This window comes from Candidatus Photobacterium acropomis, assembly GCF_030685555.1.
Taxonomy (GTDB): Bacteria; Pseudomonadota; Gammaproteobacteria; order Enterobacterales; family Vibrionaceae; genus Photobacterium; species Photobacterium lucens.
In genome coordinates this window covers 1,157,378-1,177,090 of record NZ_CP131608.1, presented here as the reverse complement: position 1 = coordinate 1,177,090, position 19,713 = coordinate 1,157,378, and the positions used below count along the sequence as shown (strand labels likewise).

General features: G+C 39.5%; 21 protein-coding genes. 4 read left to right on the top strand and 17 right to left on the bottom strand.

The genetic code is table 11. The annotated features are described in order from the left end of the window. Positions 1 to 38 precede the first annotated feature (38 nt). From Q7657_RS05320 to Q7657_RS05305, 4 genes are all read right to left on the bottom strand, one after another. On the bottom strand, positions 39 to 1,655 hold the full coding sequence (locus tag Q7657_RS05320; protein ID WP_107165901.1) for a M91 family zinc metallopeptidase: 1,617 nt from the start codon (positions 1,653 to 1,655) through the stop codon (positions 39 to 41). Positions 1,656 to 1,657: 2 nt separating this feature from the next. Further along, a complete protein-coding gene (locus tag Q7657_RS05315) occupies positions 1,658 to 3,958 on the bottom strand; it encodes a hypothetical protein (RefSeq protein ID WP_107165900.1) in 2,301 nt (766 codons plus the stop codon). Positions 3,959 to 4,393: 435 nt separating this feature from the next. Beyond that, positions 4,394 to 4,891, bottom strand: coding sequence for a cyclin-dependent kinase inhibitor 3 family protein (locus tag Q7657_RS05310; protein ID WP_107165899.1), 498 nt, complete (start codon positions 4,889 to 4,891; stop codon positions 4,394 to 4,396). Positions 4,892 to 4,983: 92 nt separating this feature from the next. Then, positions 4,984 to 5,850, bottom strand: a complete 867-nt coding sequence (locus Q7657_RS05305; RefSeq protein ID WP_107165898.1) for a lipase family protein — start codon at positions 5,848 to 5,850, stop codon at positions 4,984 to 4,986. Positions 5,851 to 6,222: 372 nt separating this feature from the next. Between Q7657_RS05305 and Q7657_RS05300 the strand changes: the two genes are divergently transcribed. After that, a complete protein-coding gene (locus Q7657_RS05300; RefSeq protein WP_107165897.1) occupies positions 6,223 to 7,923 on the top strand; it encodes an SgrR family transcriptional regulator in 1,701 nt (566 codons plus the stop codon). A gap of 64 nt (positions 7,924 to 7,987) precedes the next feature. Here Q7657_RS05300 and Q7657_RS05295 read toward each other — a convergent pair whose 3' ends face one another. The 6 genes from Q7657_RS05295 to ltaE form a co-directional block, all read right to left on the bottom strand. Further along, positions 7,988 to 8,206 (bottom strand): helix-turn-helix domain-containing protein, encoded by a 219-nt coding sequence (locus Q7657_RS05295; RefSeq protein ID WP_008989466.1) that lies wholly within the window; start codon positions 8,204 to 8,206, stop codon positions 7,988 to 7,990. Between the two features lie 9 nt (positions 8,207 to 8,215). Continuing rightward, on the bottom strand, positions 8,216 to 8,764 hold the full coding sequence (locus Q7657_RS05290; RefSeq protein ID WP_107165896.1) for a DUF2975 domain-containing protein: 549 nt from the start codon (positions 8,762 to 8,764) through the stop codon (positions 8,216 to 8,218). 201 nt (positions 8,765 to 8,965) lie between these two features. Beyond that, the gene (locus tag Q7657_RS05285; RefSeq protein ID WP_107165895.1) at positions 8,966 to 9,421 is read right to left on the bottom strand and encodes a DUF2753 family protein; all 456 of its coding nucleotides are present in this window, start codon (positions 9,419 to 9,421) and stop codon (positions 8,966 to 8,968) included. After that, the gene (locus Q7657_RS05280) at positions 9,418 to 10,380 is read right to left on the bottom strand and encodes an ABC transporter ATP-binding protein (protein ID WP_023935165.1); all 963 of its coding nucleotides are present in this window, start codon (positions 10,378 to 10,380) and stop codon (positions 9,418 to 9,420) included. Before Q7657_RS05280 ends, Q7657_RS05285 begins: the two co-directional genes overlap by 4 nt. After that, positions 10,380 to 11,222 (bottom strand): ABC transporter ATP-binding protein, encoded by an 843-nt coding sequence (locus Q7657_RS05275; protein ID WP_107165894.1) that lies wholly within the window; start codon positions 11,220 to 11,222, stop codon positions 10,380 to 10,382. Before Q7657_RS05275 ends, Q7657_RS05280 begins: the two co-directional genes overlap by 1 nt. A gap of 304 nt (positions 11,223 to 11,526) precedes the next feature. Beyond that, complete coding sequence (ltaE, locus tag Q7657_RS05270) at positions 11,527 to 12,534, bottom strand: low-specificity L-threonine aldolase (protein WP_107165892.1); 1,008 nt, start codon at positions 12,532 to 12,534, stop codon at positions 11,527 to 11,529. A gap of 244 nt (positions 12,535 to 12,778) precedes the next feature. Here ltaE and Q7657_RS05265 point away from each other — a divergent pair, with 244 nt between their 5' ends. Continuing rightward, positions 12,779 to 13,072, top strand: coding sequence for a hypothetical protein (locus Q7657_RS05265; RefSeq protein ID WP_053989186.1), 294 nt, complete (start codon positions 12,779 to 12,781; stop codon positions 13,070 to 13,072). Between the two features lie 91 nt (positions 13,073 to 13,163). Here Q7657_RS05265 and Q7657_RS05260 read toward each other — a convergent pair whose 3' ends face one another. From Q7657_RS05260 to Q7657_RS05250, 3 genes are read right to left on the bottom strand one after another with little or no spacing between them, the layout of a single operon-like run. After that, positions 13,164 to 14,504, bottom strand: a complete 1,341-nt coding sequence (locus Q7657_RS05260) for a sensor histidine kinase (RefSeq protein WP_107165891.1) — start codon at positions 14,502 to 14,504, stop codon at positions 13,164 to 13,166. Continuing rightward, a complete protein-coding gene (locus tag Q7657_RS05255; RefSeq protein ID WP_023935160.1) occupies positions 14,494 to 15,153 on the bottom strand; it encodes a response regulator transcription factor in 660 nt (219 codons plus the stop codon). Before Q7657_RS05255 ends, Q7657_RS05260 begins: the two co-directional genes overlap by 11 nt. Beyond that, on the bottom strand, positions 15,150 to 15,500 hold the full coding sequence (locus tag Q7657_RS05250) for a PepSY domain-containing protein (RefSeq protein WP_107165890.1): 351 nt from the start codon (positions 15,498 to 15,500) through the stop codon (positions 15,150 to 15,152). Before Q7657_RS05250 ends, Q7657_RS05255 begins: the two co-directional genes overlap by 4 nt. 248 nt (positions 15,501 to 15,748) lie before the next feature. Between Q7657_RS05250 and Q7657_RS05245 the strand changes: the two genes are divergently transcribed. Both Q7657_RS05245 and Q7657_RS05240 read left to right on the top strand, forming a co-directional pair. Continuing rightward, complete coding sequence (locus Q7657_RS05245; protein ID WP_045062305.1) at positions 15,749 to 16,075, top strand: peptidylprolyl isomerase; 327 nt, start codon at positions 15,749 to 15,751, stop codon at positions 16,073 to 16,075. A 166-nt stretch (positions 16,076 to 16,241) separates the two neighbouring features. Further along, positions 16,242 to 16,901, top strand: coding sequence for a tellurite resistance TerB family protein (locus Q7657_RS05240; protein ID WP_107165889.1), 660 nt, complete (start codon positions 16,242 to 16,244; stop codon positions 16,899 to 16,901). Positions 16,902 to 16,943: 42 nt separating this feature from the next. Here the strand turns inward: Q7657_RS05240 and Q7657_RS05235 are convergent, their stop codons facing one another. From Q7657_RS05235 to Q7657_RS05220, 4 genes are all read right to left on the bottom strand, one after another. Continuing rightward, positions 16,944 to 17,441, bottom strand: coding sequence for an alpha/beta family hydrolase (locus Q7657_RS05235; protein WP_107165888.1), 498 nt, complete (start codon positions 17,439 to 17,441; stop codon positions 16,944 to 16,946). 184 nt (positions 17,442 to 17,625) lie between these two features. Further along, positions 17,626 to 17,943, bottom strand: coding sequence for a hypothetical protein (locus tag Q7657_RS05230; protein ID WP_053989181.1), 318 nt, complete (start codon positions 17,941 to 17,943; stop codon positions 17,626 to 17,628). Positions 17,944 to 18,095: 152 nt separating this feature from the next. Continuing rightward, entirely contained in the window at positions 18,096 to 18,374 is a 279-nt protein-coding gene (locus Q7657_RS05225; RefSeq protein WP_107165887.1) for a hypothetical protein, read from the bottom strand. Between the two features lie 149 nt (positions 18,375 to 18,523). After that, the gene (locus Q7657_RS05220; RefSeq protein WP_107165886.1) at positions 18,524 to 19,624 is read right to left on the bottom strand and encodes a hypothetical protein; all 1,101 of its coding nucleotides are present in this window, start codon (positions 19,622 to 19,624) and stop codon (positions 18,524 to 18,526) included. Positions 19,625 to 19,713: the final 89 nt, after the last annotated feature.

Sequence of the window (19,713 nt, the reverse complement as noted above, 5' to 3'; positions counted from 1 at the left end):
AGCAACAGGTTCACTGTCGCTGCGTTTTTTAATTACGGTTATTGAATATTACAAATGTTGAGTTTTCTTTGACTGCCAGCCCCTAGCATTGTGACATTCTCTTTTTCATTTACTTGCCGCCATGCAGTTTGTTCTTTAGGTGTCAGATCGGAAGGACGATAATCCAAGTTGGAATAACGAGAAATCATGACTTGTTTATCTAAATCTTGCGAAAGGTTATTGATAACATCCGTTGTGACTTCTCCATCAGAATATGCCATTACGAGTATGTCATTGTGCTCCTCTAGGGCTTGGTTAAGCTGGTTATGAGTTTGTGCTTCATATTGAACGTCTTGGTATTCAATCGGGGACTGTGCTTTCTTGCCTGATAATGCACGGTATAGTTTTTGTGATTTACGCCTTTTTAGTGAGCCAACAGGCGTTTCATTTGCTGCACTGTAGACATTTATCACTTTAATATCATTTTGAGCGGCATATTTGAGAACCGATGATTGGTTACCTAGTCCGCGTCGGGTAACCGTAGGTGAGTTTGATAAACTGCGTGATAGCCGCTGCTCTGTGGGATCAATAAGTACAATAGCGGGTTGCTTTCCTTCACTGAGTGATTGCTTTAATGCTCGTTTTACTTCGATATGTGCCTGTTTGCCTTCCAAGGTGTCCCAACTAGGTTCACTTAACCGATAGGATGCAGGTCTTACATCAACAGGGTAAGGATGATATTGATATTGTTCTGCAGGCCAATAAGTATTGCGTTTCTTTGCCCCTAAATCATCAGCAAGATGATATTCGCTTACTACTTGTTCATTGGTTAGGAAGGTTTTAGGTTTTTCTTGTCCTAATTTTTTCCAGTCGTAATAAATTTTCTCTCTTGCATTAATGGCACGAAGACGTACCTCACTGATATTAGTGTCAGCAGGGCGTCCATTTTGCGCATTATTGTAATGGGCGATACCTGTTGTTTGGTATTCCGCATTGGCAATGCTGTACTCTGTAATGGCTTGATGTTCAGGATGACGATGAATTAAGTGAACATTGCCTTGTGGCATTGCACCAGAGGAATAATCACGCGCATGGATCAATTCATGCCCTAAAGCGACAGCTTGATCAAAAGGGCTATTAACACCTGGGATATTGACAACTTCTGTGGTTGAAAAGAATACGGTATTAGATAACCCCTTTCCGTTAGATTGCCTTTGTAGCGCTTCTGCTATTTGTTCTGGTTCTGAAAACTCCGAGGCTTTAGTTTCAAATAATCGTCCTTGGCTTTCTGGCTCTCGAATAACGGTTGCGACTGTTGTTTTTGAACTATCAACGCCGACAGTGTATTCAATCAGTGGGCTAACAGCGTCGTCTGGTGCATTAATTGGCGTATAAGTCCCAATTTGACGCAGTATTTCTCGACCTGAATTCGACATTTGAAGTTTACGTATTAGCAGTTTGATATCAGCAAGATAGGCATCATTTTTCGTTTGAACATAGAGGTTTTTTGATACTCGATAGAGAAGACCATACTGATGTGAGTTATAGCCTAAAATGACTTTTACACCATCGGGTGCATCATAAAAGTTTCCCATAAAATGTTGCCCATTGGCAAAGCTGAAATGGGTATAAAACAAACCAAGTAAGAGATAAGTGAATTGGGTTTTACGAGTCATGATTATGCAGATTCCTCTAATGTGATTTGCAGATCGATCCATTGTTCAAGTTCGTTCAATAGCCATTCATTTATATGTGGGAGAAGCGGGAATTTATCTTGTTGCACAATAGCCCCAAGTTGTTGAATAGCAACGGCTAAATTACCTTGCTGTAACGTTGGCTTTATTGCCGCTAATGTTTGCCATAACGGATCATTTATGACGTTGGAGTGTTGCTGCTCTAATGCCGCAGTGTGATGAGCTAACAAATAGCTTTCATGGAGAGGAGAGAGACGAGTCACGAACAATTGATTGGATTGTTCTTGGTTGTTGGCTAATAACCCAATGTTGCTCTCTGATTGTTGGTGTTGCGCAATTTGTGCGAATACAGCGAGATCACCTAAAAGGTAGTGTAGCTCGTTTGCATTTTGGGTTTCGCTAACCAGTTGCATGATGTATTCAACGGCATCTTGTTCTGTAATGGGATATTTTGAGTTAGCTTGATGCAATATTTGATCAAAAATATCAGCCATGATGGGCGAGTGAAAACGTAAATATTTGGCTGGGTAAAGGTTTGGAAACGGCACTGTGTAGTAAAGATCACGCACATAGGCCGCAGAGATAGTTTGCTCAAAAATAGGCTTAATGTAATCGATAAAGACAAAATATTGGGTTAAGTTGCTAATAGCCCCTCCGTACGGTTTTTCTGTCAAAATATATTCGTACCAGCGACTCAATTGATACCAATTTTTTTGCTCTGCTGGATCGGTATTGTCTATTCCTTTTGTCGTCAAATAGTCGTGATAGGGTGTTTGAAAAGGAGGCACATCGAGGTTAGGTAATAGACTAATTAATGATTGGAAAATGTCATTCGCATTGTGACCAGAAACATAAGCTTGCGCTAATAGATTCAGGTTATGTTTGAGTAAACCTTTTGGCCAACCGCGCTTTAATCTGACATAAATAATTTGCTCTACTGTGAGTTTAGGCGTGTAGTGAAGTACCTTGGCAAGTTCAGGATCTTTTTTAATATGATAGGTATCGTAGATAGCGCCACTGTCTTTACAGGCATCGAGAGAGTCCTGAATACCACCAGGGTAGACTGAAGGCACTCCCCAACATTCACGGGCTGGTTGCACTTCAAAAGTTGCAGTATTCAACTGCTCTTCTGAGAGGTAATCAATATTCCAGTATGCTTTGGCATATTCTCGAAGGCCACTTTTTCGCGCTTGGTCTAACAGGTAAGAACGATTGATGCTGGCATGGTTACGTATGTTTTGAACGTGGTGTTTAGCTCTGGCAATGATGGTATTAAGTATTTGATCACGATGTTGCACAAGTCGTTGTTGAACGATGGCAACCAAACGTTGTTTCGCGTTAAATATATTAGCGCTTAAGCGGTGGTTTTCCGCATTGTTGAGGTTGTCGATTAATTGATTAATCCGTATTGGACCTGCATTTTTTATACAATTAACAATGTGCTGATGAGTCGCTTGTGCTGGTTGGCATAAGGGCTGATGTAGAGTGGTATTTTCTGAGACATGACCAAGAGTTTTAAGTAATTCCAGATCCATTCTAGCCATTTTTTTCGCTAGTTGACGGTCATATGCTGCTGCAATGCGTCGATACTCGGTATCGCCAATCAGTAATAGTTGATCAACATACATTGATATAGTGAGATCTAAATATTGGTCATATTTATTAAGCAAGTTGATAGCATCTTCTTTTCTATGATGTAACTGAGTAAATTCCGCACTGAAATTTGAGAAAACATAGTGTTTTTGTTGCTCAAACTCTTCAACTTTTTGTTTTGCAGAGAAATACTTAATGTCATTGGAAAGGGCGTTTAATTCATCACCGACTAACGGCAAAATAGAGAATATCGCAGCGGTTTTGTCTAAATTAGTTGCAGATTCTTCGCTAAAGGTTTCAACAACATTATTTAGCCATGCGCCAACAGCCACTGCATCGCCAATTGGGCCTAAGACTTCCATTGTGGTTGAGGCCGCATTCCCTAATTTACTTAATATTGCTTCACCACTCGCGGTATTTTCTATTTGTGAAGGTACATTATTTAAAGCAGATGTTGTTTTTGGCCATGCTGCTTTAAATGTATCACTATGGCTATCATGTTCTAATTCTCCTAAAGTGGAGCCAAATTGTGGTTCATGATAGATTTGATTGTTGAGTCGGGTAATGTTGCGGGCGGTATTAATATCTTCAAAGGATTGGGTATCTTGAATATTATCTCCAAAACATAAAGCATAGCTGATGGGGCTTATTAATATATTAATTAAGCCTAGTGTTACAATCATAACTTTCATGGTGATTTTTATTATCCGTTATTTTATATAAATTAGAATGGAAATTAACAAGGCGAGCATAATATGTCTTTCAAATATTATTCGCAAATAAAAGAAATAATTTCGCAATAAATAAAGTGTTGATAAGTAAGCGATAATTTATTTTAAGTTGTTAGTGCTTGGTTGTGTTTAAATTAATTATTATATGTCTGCCTCTTATTTTTTGAATTTTAATGGGATATTTTGTTTCTGGTGTTTGTTATAGTTGGTGTTGCTGTTTTTAAAATTGACTTTAATTTATAAAACCTATCGGTATAAATAAATTTTGCGGAAGTATTAATAATACGAGTTTGACTTTTTTAAATATTTTTAAAAACTATTGGTTATTTATCTGTTCTACGGCTTTTAACTAAAATGTCACCAGATAGAATGGTGACATCTTAAATAAAGATAATATTATTTTTCTGCAATACGACGAATATATTCAGCTTGAACATCTTTGGTAAAGGCGTTCGGTCTTAGTGCTTGAACTTGAGTGATGACATCGTCAAGCTGCCACTGTTTTTCTAATAACAGGTGAGCTGCCAGTAATCCTGTTCGACCAGAACCGCCCATGCAATGAAGTGCGACTTTTTCACCATTATCTAATGCTTGATGAAGTGCAGGAGAGATTGCATCCCAATGCGGCTGAAAGCTTTCATCTGGTGCACAATCATCTTCAATTGGGGTATTGAACCATTTAAGTCCGACTTGCTGAACAACCAGTGGTAATGCACCCACACTCTTTGCTTCCATTTCCTTCATGCTTAATGCTGTGACAACAATAGTGACACCTTGTGCTTTTAGTTGATCAATGCTTTCAACTAATGGCGTGCCTTTTGTTCCTGGACAAGGAGTGAGTACCAATCCTGCTGAATTATTGCTTATTGGTAATTCCCATGTTGGATGTGTCATGCGGTATTTCCTTATTGTCTTTTCCATTTCTAAACAGTTATACACCGCAATTATGACATATATGCCTATTCATATGTATTGGTTTGTTTATCTCAGTGCTTATCAAAAAAGTCTTTATTACGTATGTATTTTTGCATGAAGTGATAGCTGAAAGGGCGCATGATCCAGCTAATAATCGAGCGTGATAACCTGATAATTGTGGGGATGTTTTGATAAATCTTACCGTTGTGTAACCAGAGCATTTGCCCAACATGCCAGTGCATAAATGGAATGGCAGGTAAAAAGGTCACAATATCTAAATCACAGCATATTCGATAGGTTTGGTGGCCAAGCGGGTAGTGTTTTTTAAAGCTCCAAAAGCCAGTGGCAGGTTGTCCAAAAGTAACCACACGTTTTATGGCTTGAGGGAAGTGTTGATAAAGATAATCAGCACTGAGTACTGCCATAGCACCACCAGAGGAGTGTCCGGTTAAACTGATATGTTTGCCGGATGCGATTAAAGGCGCAACAATGTGCTGGATTTGCTTAATGATATTGCTATTGGCGGCATGTTGGCGATAGTGAGGTAGCTGAGTGGCTTGAAATATATCAGCTTTTTGACTGTCGCTAAGATCAGGATGACATTGATGAAAAGCGTAATTTCGATGAATACTCTTTTGGTTGATCAAATAGTGATAGCCCCAATGAACGTAATACGGTTTGTTTGCAGTGACGACTTTTTTAGGAAAACAGGCAAGGTTTAGCAACCAGTCCCAGATATTTTGTGAGCCTTTAAATACCAAAACCACTTCATTACTTTCTCCCCATAAGATACGAATAATAGGTCGTCCCCAGCGATCGATGATTTCTTCTCTGCCTTCAGGTAAAAAACCGTATTGGGTATGATCAAAGTCGTCAGGATAGGCAAGGTGGCACAAAATCGCATATTGCTCGTATTGATAACGTTTTAGCTTTTTCATAATGCGCTTTGATTGGAGAAGTTAAGATCAGGATAAACAAGGTATTTATCAATCTAATGACAGTCATTGTGATAACTCAACCAAGATAAATAGTCTTAAGAACGGTCGTGTGAAAGGAAGTCGTCCAGCCTACAACACATCATGAAATAGGCCGGACTGAAATTAATGAGCACTCAGGAGACAGGCATGTTTTGGGGGAAACAGCCAATCAATGTTCATTAATGCTACAAAGAGATTTGTAGACTTAGTCGAATGTTTAGCACAACTCACACTCTTAATAGCGCATGCACTGTATTCATATCGACAGGATTATTTTTACGCTAAAATGAGGAAATTAAAAGAGAACAGTATAAGAAATAAGGTTTCCTCTTTATGAGTGGTCAGCGTTTAAAATTACAGTTCCAGCGCCTTTATAACCATTTCTCAGGCAAGACGACAGAAACGAACCTGCAAGATATCTCTGAAGTTTTATTTTGTACCCGACGTAATGTGCGTATGGTGATCAATAAAATGGTTGAGAAAGGGTGGATTGATTGGCAACCATCAGTAGGGCGTGGCAAGCAATCTCGCTTAGTATTTAATAGTACTGACAGTGAGTTACAGTTTATGCAAGCGCGTAAACTGGTGGCTGACGGTAAGTTAGAAACCGCTTTGTCTGTACTCAATAATAACGCTGAAAAATTAGTGCAGTTGATCCAAGAACAAATGGGTATTAGCCATGTTCATGGTCGTCAAATTGTGCGTTTACCTTATTACCGTAACCTTGGGAATTTGAACCCGCTCAAACCGCTACGTCGCTCTGAGCAGCATTTGATCCGCCAAATTTTCAGTGGATTAACCCAATTTAATGAGGAAAAAGGGGAAGTCGAAGCCGATATTGCTCATGCATGGGAGATGATTTCAACGCGTCATTGGCGTTTTCACATTCGTCCTGCTATTCGTTTTCACGACGGGCGGATGTTGGAAAGTGAAGACATCGTTAAAACCTTTGAGCGAGTTAAACAGCAATCTCTGTTTAAGCATATTGATTCAGTGATTTCTCCGTTTGCTAACACGATTGATTTTTATCTTAAACGTGATGATCACCATCTTCCTGAATTGCTGACGAATATTAATGCGGTGATCCAACCTGCTGACGATCAAAAGCGTTCTGATGCTGATGTTTTTCCTATTGGTACTGGTCCTTACAAAGTCACTGTTAATGATAAGCAACGTTTAAAGCTAGAAGCCTTTGATATGTATTTTGGGTTTCGGGCGTTAACTGATGTGGTTGAGATCTGGATTTTATCGGGGTTCTCTGCTTTTTATTTAAAGCCAACATTAGAGTTAGAACAAAAGCAAAGTGCTTCTGTTTCTGAACAATTGAGCTTAGATCAAGGTTGTAATTACCTGTTATTAAACCGCAATAAAGGTTTAGCTCAGCAACAAATTTGGCTCGATTATTTTAAATCTCGTTTAAATAGCCTAAACCTGATGCGAGCGTTAGATCTTAGTAAAGTAGTTGATTTTAAACTGATTAATGCCTACGGGTTATTACCGGGTTGGATCTGCGATTGTCATTACACTCATAATGTGGACATACCGACAACCAAACGTGCCGTGACGTTAGCTTATCAGCAGGAACACCCTATCTATCCTTATCTAGCTGATCTTATTGAAGATATTTTGGCGAAAGATGGAATTAAGCTGAAAGTGATCGAAATGGCTTCTTGCGAGATCATGACAGGTAAGCAAGCAGATAAGATAGATATTTGGCTCAACGGGATGAGTTTAGGCAGTAATCGAAGTGATGCGATCTTACCTTGGCTATATAACTTTGAGCAGATAGAGCGTGCGATGCCTGAATCTGAATTTGCCCAGTTAGATGTGATGGTGGATAACTGGCGAATGAATATTACTCCGACATTTCCATTAGGATCTATTCAGCATTTGCTGGTTAATTCAGGTCAAGTCTTGCCGTTATTTCATGCTTGGTTAGGGGTAGACGACAGTGGTCAATTAGAAGGGATGGCATCAAATAAATTAGGCTGGTTTGATTTTAAATCGGTATGGGTAAAGCCAAGAACATACTGATTCAAAGTTACTTGGGTATAAAAACAAAAAGGAAGTAGAGCGATGGCTTTACTTCCTTTTTTTGTTATTCATCTTTGGGGTTTTCTTCAAATTCAAGAATGTCACCCGGTTGGCAATCCAATAACTCACAGAGTTTATCTAACGTTGAAAAGCGTACTGCTTTTGCTTTGCCATTTTTTAGAATTGATAAGTTAGCTTCTGTCATTTCCATAGCTTGAGCTAATGCTTTAAGTCGCATTTTCCGCTTTGCCATCATGACATCTAAGTTAATGCGTATTGTCATCGTTGGCTCTTAAATTGTGTAGTTTTGCTCATCAGCTAATTGATAACCTTCTTTCATTACCCAAGAGATAATTAAGACAATGAATCCTAATACGATAGTGAGGAAATCAAAGCCAATAAAGCTGATCGTTATCATACGTTGTCCCGGTGGATTATTAAATGTCAAAATCAATGACATGATTGGTTCGTACAAAAGACCACCACCGACCCAGTAAAAAATGCAATAACCTAACTTTTGGTAACTCTGTGCATTCTCTAGGGTAAAGATATTGTTCTGCTCATAGTTTTTAAAGAGCTTAATAAGCACAGTCAGAGCATACATGATGATTGTGCAATACAGTAACGACGCCGCCATTGCGAGTAATCGGGTAGTTAAGGTTAAAGGGGCTTGCGTTAAATCAGCAATATCAAATGAAAGGTTAAAAATACCGGTGTTGCTAATGAAGTTGTATGGGGTATTGGTGGTTAACCAGAAATAAATAACCATCAATGGTGTAAGCACTAAGAAAGTTTGGAAGAGTTTTCGAACCTTTCGGCTGTGTTTTTCAATGTTAGACATATTAGCTCCTTAGTTGATGACGAGATAATATGCTGGCAATTCAAATTGAGCAATAAAAAATTATCGTTTTTCGATAATTAAATTAATTGCTAGTTATAAGCGAAACGATATTTAATAACTATCTAAGGACTTGATATGTGAAATAAGGAGCGAGCCTAAATAAATAGACTCGCTTTGGGATTTATCATTAGGCTTTTACTGTTACTGTGAGTACTTTAAATTCAAATGCTGCTGTGACTCCATAAAGGCAACATGCAGATTGATCAGTTGTACGCTTTCTTGCTGCCATTGTGGATCGGACTGATGCTGGCAAAACTCCACCATAGCGACAATGATCCGATCAAGCTTCTTTAAGCTCCAACGTTTTAATTCTGCGCTGTAACTTTGTTTGCAAACAATGGCTTGTAGCTTGGCATACGAGAGTTGAATATAGCCAAAAGCTTGTTCGTTATAACCTTGGTGTTGATAGTATTTGGTTAAACGAAAACAAGCATCAAGCCAATAGGCAAGGGCTTCACTGCCAGTTTCTGTATCAAGTTCATCCATCATGCTTTGAGGTGTTTGTTGGATTACCGAGATTAAATCTGAAAAGTCATGGCTGTGATTGGGTTGGTACCAGCTTTTTATGGATTCTAACCAGCAGTGAAGTTCTGTCATGCGATTTTATCCTTTTGCAGTGCGGCTATTTCAGCTTCATCCCAGTTTGCAACAAAGTGATTGTCAGCCACTTGGCGATGTCCTGCGACCGATTTAAGACTGATGGCGCGGATCTTATCGGCACTTTGTGAATAGTCAGGCTCTGAATCAACTAACTTATTAAAGGGTAGATCAGGATCGGGCACAGCGGAAATCAATAACTTGGTATAAGGGTGTTGTGGGTTACGCAAAATAGAGCGAGTGTCTCCCCATTCCACAATACGACCACGGTACATAACTGCGGTTTCTTCCGCGATATAATGTGCGGTAGCTAAGTCGTGAGTGATATAGAGAAAACCAATGCCGATTTTCTCTTTCATCTCTTTCATTAGGTTCAACACGCCTAATCGAATAGAAACATCCAGCATCGAGGTTGGCTCATCGGCTAGTATTATTTCAGCGCCAACACCAATCGCACGTGCGAGATTCACACGCTGGCGTTGACCACCACTGAGCTGGTGGGGGTATTTATCAAGATCTTCAATGGGTAACTCCACCAATTCCATTAGCTCATTCAAACGCTTTTCTATTGCGTCTTTACCCTTTACTTGTTTATGAATTAATAGTGGGCGAGTGAGGTGATGGCGAATAGTATGAGTTGGATTTAACGATCCAAATGGGTCTTGGAACACCATTTGTACCTTGCCACGATAATTTAAAATATCACGACGCTTATTGATGGTATCAACGTTCTCGCCTTTAAATAAAATTTCACCTTCAGTGACGCCATGGACTTTGGTGATCAGTTTGGCGCAGGTACTTTTACCACAGCCTGATTCACCTACAAGGGCAAGGGTACGTCCTTTGTAGAGTTTAAAACTGATGCTATCAAGGGCGCGGAATATCTCGGTTGAACCAAAACCACCACCGGCAGTGAACTCTTTCACCACATTATTTAATTCAATAACTGGTTGTTCCATTATGATAATTCCTCTGCTGTGATGTGTACGTGTGGTGCTTCTTCATGAATATTCGGGAATGATGCCCATAACTTTTGAGTGTATGGATGCTGTGGATTGTTACGAATTTCACGGGCTTGGTTTACTTCTACAATCTTGCCGTGACGCATGACCGCAATGCGATCACAAAGTTGGCTCATTAGCGCAAGATCGTGGGTAATAAACAGCACAGAGAAATCAAACTCTTTACGTAACTGATAGATTTGCTGCAGGATTTCACGTTGAACAACCACATCTAATGCCGTGGTCGGTTCATCCATGATGATAAGTTTTGGATTTAAACATAAGGCAATGGCAATCACTAAACGTTGTCGCATGCCACCACTAAACTGGTGTGGGTATTCTGATAAACGTTCGCGGGGAATATTGACCAAATCAAGCAATTTTTCTGCACGTTCTTTGGCTTGTTCATTAGTGTAGCCAAGGTGATGACGCATAACATCAGCAAACTGCTCTTGAATAGGAAGAACAGGGTTGAGTGAGTTCATGGCACTTTGGAATACCATGGCAATGTCTTTCCAACGGATCACACCCATTTGCTGTTCAGTTAACGAGACAAGCTCTTTATCATTGTATTTTATGCTGCCGTTAGTGATTAATGCGGGCGGCTTATGTAAACGGTTAATGGCGAAAGCGATAGTGCTTTTACCACAACCTGATTCGCCTGCTAGCCCGAAAATTTCACTTTTACCAATATCAAAACTCACTGATTTTACGGCTTTGAAATCACCATTATCGGTAATATAAGTGACCTCAAGATCACGGACTTTGAGTATTGGATCGGAATGAAACGCTTGTTCCATGGTGCTCTCCCTGCAAGATAATAAATCTATATGATAATGAAATTAATTATCATTAATATTTAATGTAAGCTAAATGAGAGCAGGTTGGCTTGCAAAGGATCAGATCAAAGAAGGTGAGTTAGGTATCAAAAAAATATGTAATTACGTAAATAGGTTACTCTATACGTTTTAAACTGATTTCAATCTGTTGGGGGAATACTGGGTGGGCGTTAGGGGGAAAGGAAGGTTATCATTCTGCGTTATTGTTTAAGATAGCGTCGGCTTGTCTCTGTTGTTTATTATAAGAAAAGCCGACGGTATTTAGTTACAGTGTCGCTTTTAATACCGTAATAAAGCGATCAATGTCTTCTTTACTGATATTTAAGTGGGTGACAAAACGCATTGGGTTGCCAGCTGAGATCAAAATGCCTTGTTGTTTTAATTGTTCAACTAATGCTGTTTGATCGATAGATTCATCAACTTTTGCAAATAAAATATTGGTTTGAATACGCGCAAGGTTTACCGCAAAACCTTCGACATTATTGAGCTGCTCTGCAAGGTATTTCGCATTAGTATGATCATCAACTAAACGTGCTGTATTTTCAGTCAGGGCGATTTTACCAGCGGCAGCTAAAATACCTGCCTGACGCATGCCACCACCTAACACTTTACGCCAGCGACGTGCACGCGCAATCAGTGCCTTATCACCAAGTAGTAAAGATCCCACTGGCGCACCAAGTCCTTTTGATAAACAGATAGTAAAGGAATCGAAGTATTTAACGATCTCACAAATATCTATATTCAATGCTGCTGCTGCGTTATAAATACGAGCGCCATCAAGATGAAGCTTTAAACCGTGTTGGTTAACAAACTCACGTGCTTGCTGAATGTATTCTAGTGGTAGGACTTTGCCGTTAATGGTGTTTTCAAGGCTAAGTAGCTTGGTACGAGCAAAGTGAGGATCGATAGGTTTAATGGCTGCGCTAAGTTTGGTTAAGGGTAAAGTACCATCAGGCTCATTTTCAATCGGCTGAGGTTGAATTGAACCTAAAACAGCCGCACCGCCACCTTCGAACTTGTAGTTATGTGCTTGCTGCCCACATAAATATTCATCACCACGTTCACAGTGTGCCATTAAGCCAAGCAAGTTAGCTTGAGTGCCTGAGCTACAAAATAGTGCCGCTTCAAAGCCATGACGCTCGGCAGCATATTGTTCTAGATCGTTAACGGTTGGATCGTCACCATAAACATCATCCCCGACAGGGGCATTGGCTATTGCTTGGCGCATGGTTGTTGACGGGCGAGTTACAGTATCAGAGCGAAAATCTATCATTTATTATTAGCTTCCTGTTGCGTTTTTTTTAATATATCACCGTGTAGTATTTGCTTTCTATAGTAGTTACATCTTGTTATTAAGCATCTGATAGCGTTATGTTTAAAACGCATTTAATGACATTTTGATTTATACGAGATTCTCACAAAATATATTGTGTAAACCATCTACACTTAAAGGGTCGGTTGTTTATTGTACAGTTGTTGAAGTGACTCAGAGTAGGCCACACTAGGAGGACGATGTGATGTTAGTGGAACAACGAGACTTTACCTTGCTAGGTAAAAAGCAGCGGCATGCTCATATTAGTGTGATCCCCACGGGAAAGTTACGCGTTAACATTCTTGAGGAGAACGCAGAGCAAGAGGCTGAGTTTTCGCAATTATGGTTTAGCAAAACCGGAACTAAAACATTATTAGTCTGCCGAGATGAATCAAAAGTCAATTGGCAGTTAGATCTTAGCAACAAAGACGCGAAAGAGCTTGAACACCTGATTGAATCTGCGCAGGAAGATTATGAAATCTTAATGCGTGATTTATAACTATCATCAAATCCTGGTGTATGGTTTGGTGGGTCAATTTGATTTTGCGAAATGAGTGTGTTTAACCCTGCCAGTAACTAGCAGGGTTTTTTCAATTTCGAGGGGAAGGTAAAATTAGACTTGCCTTTAATCCACCACGTTGGCTTCGGCTTAAGATCAAATCACCACGGTAGCTGTGAGCCAATTCATTAACAATGTTAAGTCCTAGCCCTGTACCTGGGGTACTTTCATCTAAACGCACACCACGTTTGAGCACTTGTTTACATTTCTCTTCGGCAATACCGATACCATCATCTTCAATAACAAGGGTCACTTCTTGTTTATTCTTATTCGGTTCTTGGTAAACACGAATTAAAGAGTTTGCCCATTTGTAACTGTTTTCGATTAAGTTACCGATCATTTCATCTAGATCGCTACTTTCAACCGCTACCATCACATCACTTTCGAGTTCATTCACTAAAATGATGTCACGATTGGCATACACTTTGTCCATTGCCAATGATATAGCATCAACACGGCTAGAAACCGCAGTTTTAGCAGCTAAAATATTGACCGCACCAGCCATACGTGAGCGACCTAAATGATAGTCAATATGCTGTTGTAACTGTTCTAGCGCAGGTACAAGTTTCGCTTTAGTTGACTCATCAAGCAGTGCTACTTCATTGTTCAAAATCGCAATGGGTGTTTTTAATGCATGCGACAAGTTACCAGAGTGATTCCGAGCTCGTAGTAGTAACTCTTGATAGTGAAACAGCAGAGCATTCAAATCATCAATAACAGGCTGAATTTCTACTGGGTACAGCCCTGTTAGTTCTGTCGATTTCCCTTCACGTACCAATTTTAAATTACGGCGCAGTTTACGTAGAGGCCATAATGACCAACTTACTTGCAGTGTCGTTAACGCTAAAATACCAATCGCCATGATGGTTAAGATCAACCATAAACCACGGGTTAATTGTTGCAGCGTTTTAAGTAAGCGATCTTGGTTAACCGCAACAGAAAGCTCAACCGGATAATCACTGTCAGGCAATAAGAACTTACGTTTAACAACAATTAGCGATTGATTATTTGGCCCATGATAACCATCGTCATTGCTACCTGAAATCGTGGTATCCCACAGAGAACGAGAACGCAGATGTTGGTTATTGAGCTTTAGCGACCAATACAAACCACTGTAAGGGGAGTTAAAGCGTGGATTTGATAGTCGACCATCAAGGTAAACTCGTCCATGGGCATCAATATCAACTAATGCCGTAATTTGATCTAAGTAAAGGTATAGCTGGGTTTTTTCTTGTTCAATAAGGTAGTTTTTAATGAAACTCGGAACAAGATAGCCAGCCGTTAAGATAATCGCCATGAGCCAAATTGCAGCGGCACTTAATAGGCGATTACGAATACTCGGCTGACCTTTCTTACGTTTGTTAGCTAGCATTGATCCGGTATCCAAGACCACGAACAGTCTTAATGACATCATTGCCGATCTTACGACGAATACGGCCAATAAAGACTTCAATGGTATTTGAGTCGCGATCAAAATCTTGTTTATAGATATGCTCAACCAACTCAGTACGAGAAATCACTTTATCAGTGTTGTGCATTAAATAAGATAATACTTTGAATTCAAGCGCAGTAAGATCGACTAACTGACCTTGCCACGTCACTTTAGAGGTACGGGTATCAAGGCTTAAATCACCAGCTTGAATTACAGGGGAGGCGTTACCGGTAGAACGACGAAGTTGCGCACGTACACGTGCAACTAATTCAACCATTTGGAAAGGTTTGGTAAGGTAATCATCAGCACCCGCGTTTAAGCCATCAACTCGCTGAGTTAACTCATTACGGGCACTTAAAATTACCACTGGGCAGTTAACGTTCTCTTCACGGATCCCTTTTAAAACCGTAATACCGTCTAATTTAGGTAAGCCTAAGTCGAGAACAATGGCATCCCAAGGTTCAGACGTTGCACGGTATAGCGCATCGATACCATCACACGATAGCTCTGCTACCCAACCACTTTGTTCTAACCCTGCGATAATTTGTTCGCCAAGGGTTACTTCATCTTCTACAACAAGAATTTTCATTTTGGAGCCTTGATGACATTTTCTAAATGTCGTCCTTTTATTTGTAACATTTGCAAGGATTGAGCTTGATATTCAACTTTTATTATATTGTTTTCACTATCAATCAGTTTTAGTTCATAGATCCACTCACCATTATCTTCGTTGAGCTCTACTTTAATTATGCGTGCAGATAACTGTTGTGAAACTTTATGTTGAAGCGCTGAATAAGGCTTTATAAGCCCTTTTTCTACGGCTGTCATTACATCATCGTGATGTTCATCGTCGCTAACGCTAGGAGCAGCAATAGCTGCAAAGGTTAACGAACCGAGAAGTCCGATTATATATAAATATCTATGACGTATTTTCATATTTATAACTGTAACGTAGCAAGCATGAATGGAAAGTGAATGACAGCCATTATGATAACGTTGTAAACAGGGGTAAGTCGTTAAATATTTAGGCTTTTATTGTAAAACTATGATCCAGTTATAGCTGTCTAATTATCCAGCTCTAGAAGTGTTGATGTTTTATTCAATTTTGGTGAATGGCTTGCTAGTTGGGCGTATTTGTCGCAAAATCTCGCGCCATAAAGAGTAATCGAAACAGGTAACGCACCATGGCTTCTAGCGCACACGCACTTCATATTTTGGTTAAACACAAAGAATTGGCTGACGACATTCTAGAGCAGCTAAAAAAAGGTGCAAAATTTCAAGATCTCGCTAAGAAACACTCAACGTGTCCATCAGGAAAGAAAGGCGGTGATTTAGGTGAATTCCGCAAAGGTGCAATGGTACCGCAGTTTGATAAAGCAGTATTTTCTGGCAAAGCAATCAGCACTAGCCAAGCGTTAAAAATGAAGAACAACAATCTACGAGGTTTGATCCCAGAGCCGGTCAAAACTAAGTTTGGTTGGCATGTAATCAAAGTGCTATACGTATTGTAATAGAATCGAAATATAAGAGAGCCTGTTGGCTCTCTTTTTATTTGTAATCCAGTATTATGAATAAGCCATTATCATTGAGCTGTTTACACTCATTTACGTTTCAGCCCTATATAAACGTAGCTATTTTTCATAGTATCAAGTTATGCCCTTGTTACGGAGAATGCCGATGAAAGGTTTATTTGATCAACTTATCAATCAAGCTAGTAATTATATGGAGAAGGGGAAGTCAGCTTCTGGTTCAAGTTCTGCTGATTTATTAAAAGGGGCGACGGCTGGTGGTTTAGTCGGTGCTTTATTAGGAAATAAGAAAACCCGTAAATTAGCAAAGAAATACGGTGGTAAAGCTGCGGTGATTGGTGGTACTGCCGTCATTGGTACTGTTGCATATCAAGCCTATAAAAAGTGGTCACAAGAATCTTCCCATGCGTCTAATGTTGCAATGGAAAGTCAGCCTGCTAGCCAACAAGCAACCATGCTTAAGACTAATCAAGATCTGTTAGTACAGGCGATGATATTTGCAGCGAAATCAGATGGTCATATTGATGAGCAAGAGAAAGCAACGATAACACAGTGGATGTTAGATAACGGAATCAATCACGATATTGAAAATGTGATTGTACGTTGGCTAAATGCGCCATTAGATCCACAAATGTTAGCTAAACAGGTCACTGGACTAGAACAAGCATCAGAAGTGTATTTAGTAACCTTATTAGCTATCGATGTTGATCATTTCTTAGAACGCGCTTATCTAGATGCGCTAGCACAATCGCTGCAATTACCATCAGGTTTGGTAAAACGGATTGAAGAGCAAGCGAGCCAGATGTAATTTTAATGAGCGAGATGATTAGCTAGCTCGCCCATGTTCTATTTACTGTTCCCAGTCTTTAATGATTTGTGCAATTTGGTGGGTATCTTTGTATTGATGATGCTCGCCAGCCACTTCAATACATGTCACGTTATCACTATTTCCAAGTAATGTTTTTAGTTCGTTGAAGCTACCAAAGGGATCACTGGTTTCTTGGATAACTAAAGTTGGCGTTGTTGTTTGGGTTAAAGCGGTGAGTTTTTTCTTATCATCGTCATCATATAAAGATAAGGCGACACCAATAAAGATTAAGCGATCCCAAGTGATGTTTGGTTGGGCGTTTAAGGCAATTAATGTTCCGATTGATTTGGTGATCAGGATATCGTAATGCCCGTTAGGTAGGTGTTCGATTTCTGTTTTGATATCAAATTCTTGATTGTTATCCCATGCGCTAAATTTATGTAGTGTAGCTGGTTGGTCGTTCCAATCAAGGTTATCAATAATTTGTTTTAGCCAAAGTTCTGTTGCTGGCATTTTGCCGGGAATTGCTAAGATATTCATCTGCGCCTCATTGGGTATATCTGTCTTGAATAGGCAGAATGCGAACTTATATATCAATAAATAATACGCTGATTTTTGATGATAAATAGTGTGATTAGAGACGTTTTGTGGGAACAGAGATTGAAGAAAAGGCATTGGAATTGGGGTTGAAAGGGGCGTATTGGTCACGCCCCTAAAGCAGGAATTAGTGAGTTTGACCTGCTGGCATTGTGCTATTGATTTTTACTGGACCAAGACCAACAACACAACGGCGATAACCCATTTCCCAACCTTTTAGGTAAGCGGCTTGGCTTACTTTGTCGTAGCTATCAACGATTTCTTTAGTTGGTAGAAACTGTGCTTTCATCGCATCTTTACAGCCGTCATCGTAGCCTTTTTTTTCTACTGGAGCTGTATTTTGCTTAACTACTTTAGTGATCACCTGAGGTTCAGGTGGTGGCGTTTGTGTTGCACAAGCTGAAGTCAATAAAGCAAGACCGGCTAAAGCTAAAATCTTTTTCATAATATTCTCATTTATATAATCACACACTTTTCAAGTAGTTGCAGAAAAGTGTATGTGTCCTTGTTAGAGTTATATTATAACAAAATACTCAATAAGAATAAAATAAGTCGAATTGTGATGCTCTGTGCATATTTTATAAATGATGATTAGAATTAGCGCAAATTGACAATAATTTCTTGTGATGTACGGGTATCACTCCAATTAAGCAGTTGTGAATAAAAGTGTTTAAGTGTGATGAGGTATAAGCTAATTAGGCTAAAACAACTGATAGCAGTAATACCTTGTTCAAAGTGATGTCCACCAGATAGCAATAAGATAACGCCGATGGTTACGCCAATGGATGAGAGCATTAACCATAGTGGGTAGCTAAGTGTGAAGAACTGATAAAAGTTGAACAGTATAGAGAAGATCATTTTCTTAAGATGAAACATAATACACCCCCAAACCAATATGTTTATTAATTGTTAAATTATGGCAATTAATCGAGTGGTTAAACTAGTAGGGGATATTTTTGTGCAACTGTTCATATTTTGATGATAACGATGAAGCAAGTGGACTGCTTCATCGTTATGTGGGTGAGTTAGTCTTGTGATTCTGGCGTGGTTGGTTTTGGAATATAACGACCTAGACGATCAATCTTTCTGTTTTTCGAGAAGAACATTTCCAATTCAATCATGATCCCCGGGTTAGGGTGGTAGTTGTATTCTCGAGGAAACTCGAGCTGTGGGCGTACACCTAAGTAAAGCCAATGCTTGTAAATACGCTTATTCCATGTTGCTGATACCCAATAGTTAGTGATTTCTTTATCTTCACCGGTATCTGCACTCACACCTGTTGAGTATTCAAAAAGAACCTTGTCATTGTAACGATGGAATATCTCAAATTGTTGTAGTAATTCCCATTTGTCATCTTCTTTTAAATATTGCGCACTGGTTGTCGTTTTGAAGATCTTTGATTCTTCAGGGTTTAGTGCGTAATAACCACTTAGCTTACTAAGTGAGCCAAGCCCTTTTGAATGGTAATAAAAGAATTGTTGCTCTAACTGAGATGTCCAATTTTCACTGATGGGATCGACACGAGTAAAACGAGCTTTGGTAAACGGATCGAGCGGCAGTTTTAATTTAATACCGATATCAAAATCAGTGTGCCAGTTACCAAACTGAGTATCTTGAAGGCGGAATGCACCAACAGTATCACCAGATGTGTTTTTACTGCCTGTTGTAATTCCACGTTGCTTACTTTCAAGACTATCAAAGTCACTTGGTTCGGAGTCGATGATCAGTTTCCAGTCTCGCTTGACGTGGGGTAAATCAAGTTTGAAGTAGACTTTAAATTCGTTATCTAACTTGCCACGGTAGGAGTAAATTGAGCGATTACGGATCCGTAAGTAACTGCGGTTTACTAGATCTGACTCGTCTTCATCTTTGGCTAGGCTTTCATCAAGGTATTCACCAATGTTGTGAACAGTCTCAGTTAAGCTTTGATGAGAGTTATCAACCCAATCAGCAAAGGAGTTATGTTGTTCTGCATCACTGACAGATTGTTCGCTAACAGTTTGGGGTGATTCGCTATTTGCAACGGTATTTTGCTCTGCTTGACTAATACTAGGGATAATCGAGAGGAAGCAAACGGGTAAATATAATTGCTTTTGCAATGTTTTAAAGGGGATTAACGATTTCAAAGTATTCAAGCTTCCTTTCTGAATTCAGTACCTTAGATCCAAATGTTGTGAGAATCCAGATATTACTTTATTACTGATAGAGGCGCTCT

Bases quoted from the DNA above. Each gene is read 5' to 3' on its own strand.
- Q7657_RS05320 (WP_107165901.1), bottom strand. From the start codon at position 1,655: ATGACTCGTAAAACCCAATTCACTTATCTCTTACTTGGTTTGTTTTAT.
- Q7657_RS05225 (WP_107165887.1), bottom strand. From the start codon at position 18,374: ATGTTTCATCTTAAGAAAATGATCTTCTCTATACTGTTCAACTTTTAT.
- Q7657_RS05285 (WP_107165895.1), bottom strand. From the start codon at position 9,421: ATGACAGAACTTCACTGCTGGTTAGAATCCATAAAAAGCTGGTACCAA.
- Q7657_RS05300 (WP_107165897.1), top strand. From the start codon at position 6,223: ATGAGTGGTCAGCGTTTAAAATTACAGTTCCAGCGCCTTTATAACCAT.
- Q7657_RS05310 (WP_107165899.1), bottom strand. From the start codon at position 4,891: ATGACACATCCAACATGGGAATTACCAATAAGCAATAATTCAGCAGGA.
- Q7657_RS05275 (WP_107165894.1), bottom strand. From the start codon at position 11,222: ATGGAACAAGCGTTTCATTCCGATCCAATACTCAAAGTCCGTGATCTT.
- Q7657_RS05280 (WP_023935165.1), bottom strand. From the start codon at position 10,380: ATGGAACAACCAGTTATTGAATTAAATAATGTGGTGAAAGAGTTCACT.
- Q7657_RS05305 (WP_107165898.1), bottom strand. From the start codon at position 5,850: ATGAAAAAGCTAAAACGTTATCAATACGAGCAATATGCGATTTTGTGC.
- Q7657_RS05250 (WP_107165890.1), bottom strand. From the start codon at position 15,500: ATGAAAATACGTCATAGATATTTATATATAATCGGACTTCTCGGTTCG.
- Q7657_RS05290 (WP_107165896.1), bottom strand. From the start codon at position 8,764: ATGTCTAACATTGAAAAACACAGCCGAAAGGTTCGAAAACTCTTCCAA.
- Q7657_RS05240 (WP_107165889.1), top strand. From the start codon at position 16,242: ATGAAAGGTTTATTTGATCAACTTATCAATCAAGCTAGTAATTATATG.
- Q7657_RS05265 (WP_053989186.1), top strand. From the start codon at position 12,779: ATGTTAGTGGAACAACGAGACTTTACCTTGCTAGGTAAAAAGCAGCGG.
- Q7657_RS05255 (WP_023935160.1), bottom strand. From the start codon at position 15,153: ATGAAAATTCTTGTTGTAGAAGATGAAGTAACCCTTGGCGAACAAATT.
- Q7657_RS05235 (WP_107165888.1), bottom strand. From the start codon at position 17,441: ATGAATATCTTAGCAATTCCCGGCAAAATGCCAGCAACAGAACTTTGG.
- Q7657_RS05230 (WP_053989181.1), bottom strand. From the start codon at position 17,943: ATGAAAAAGATTTTAGCTTTAGCCGGTCTTGCTTTATTGACTTCAGCT.
- ltaE (WP_107165892.1), bottom strand. From the start codon at position 12,534: ATGATAGATTTTCGCTCTGATACTGTAACTCGCCCGTCAACAACCATG.
- Q7657_RS05315 (WP_107165900.1), bottom strand. From the start codon at position 3,958: ATGAAAGTTATGATTGTAACACTAGGCTTAATTAATATATTAATAAGC.
- Q7657_RS05245 (WP_045062305.1), top strand. From the start codon at position 15,749: ATGGCTTCTAGCGCACACGCACTTCATATTTTGGTTAAACACAAAGAA.
- Q7657_RS05295 (WP_008989466.1), bottom strand. From the start codon at position 8,206: ATGACAATACGCATTAACTTAGATGTCATGATGGCAAAGCGGAAAATG.
- Q7657_RS05260 (WP_107165891.1), bottom strand. From the start codon at position 14,504: ATGCTAGCTAACAAACGTAAGAAAGGTCAGCCGAGTATTCGTAATCGC.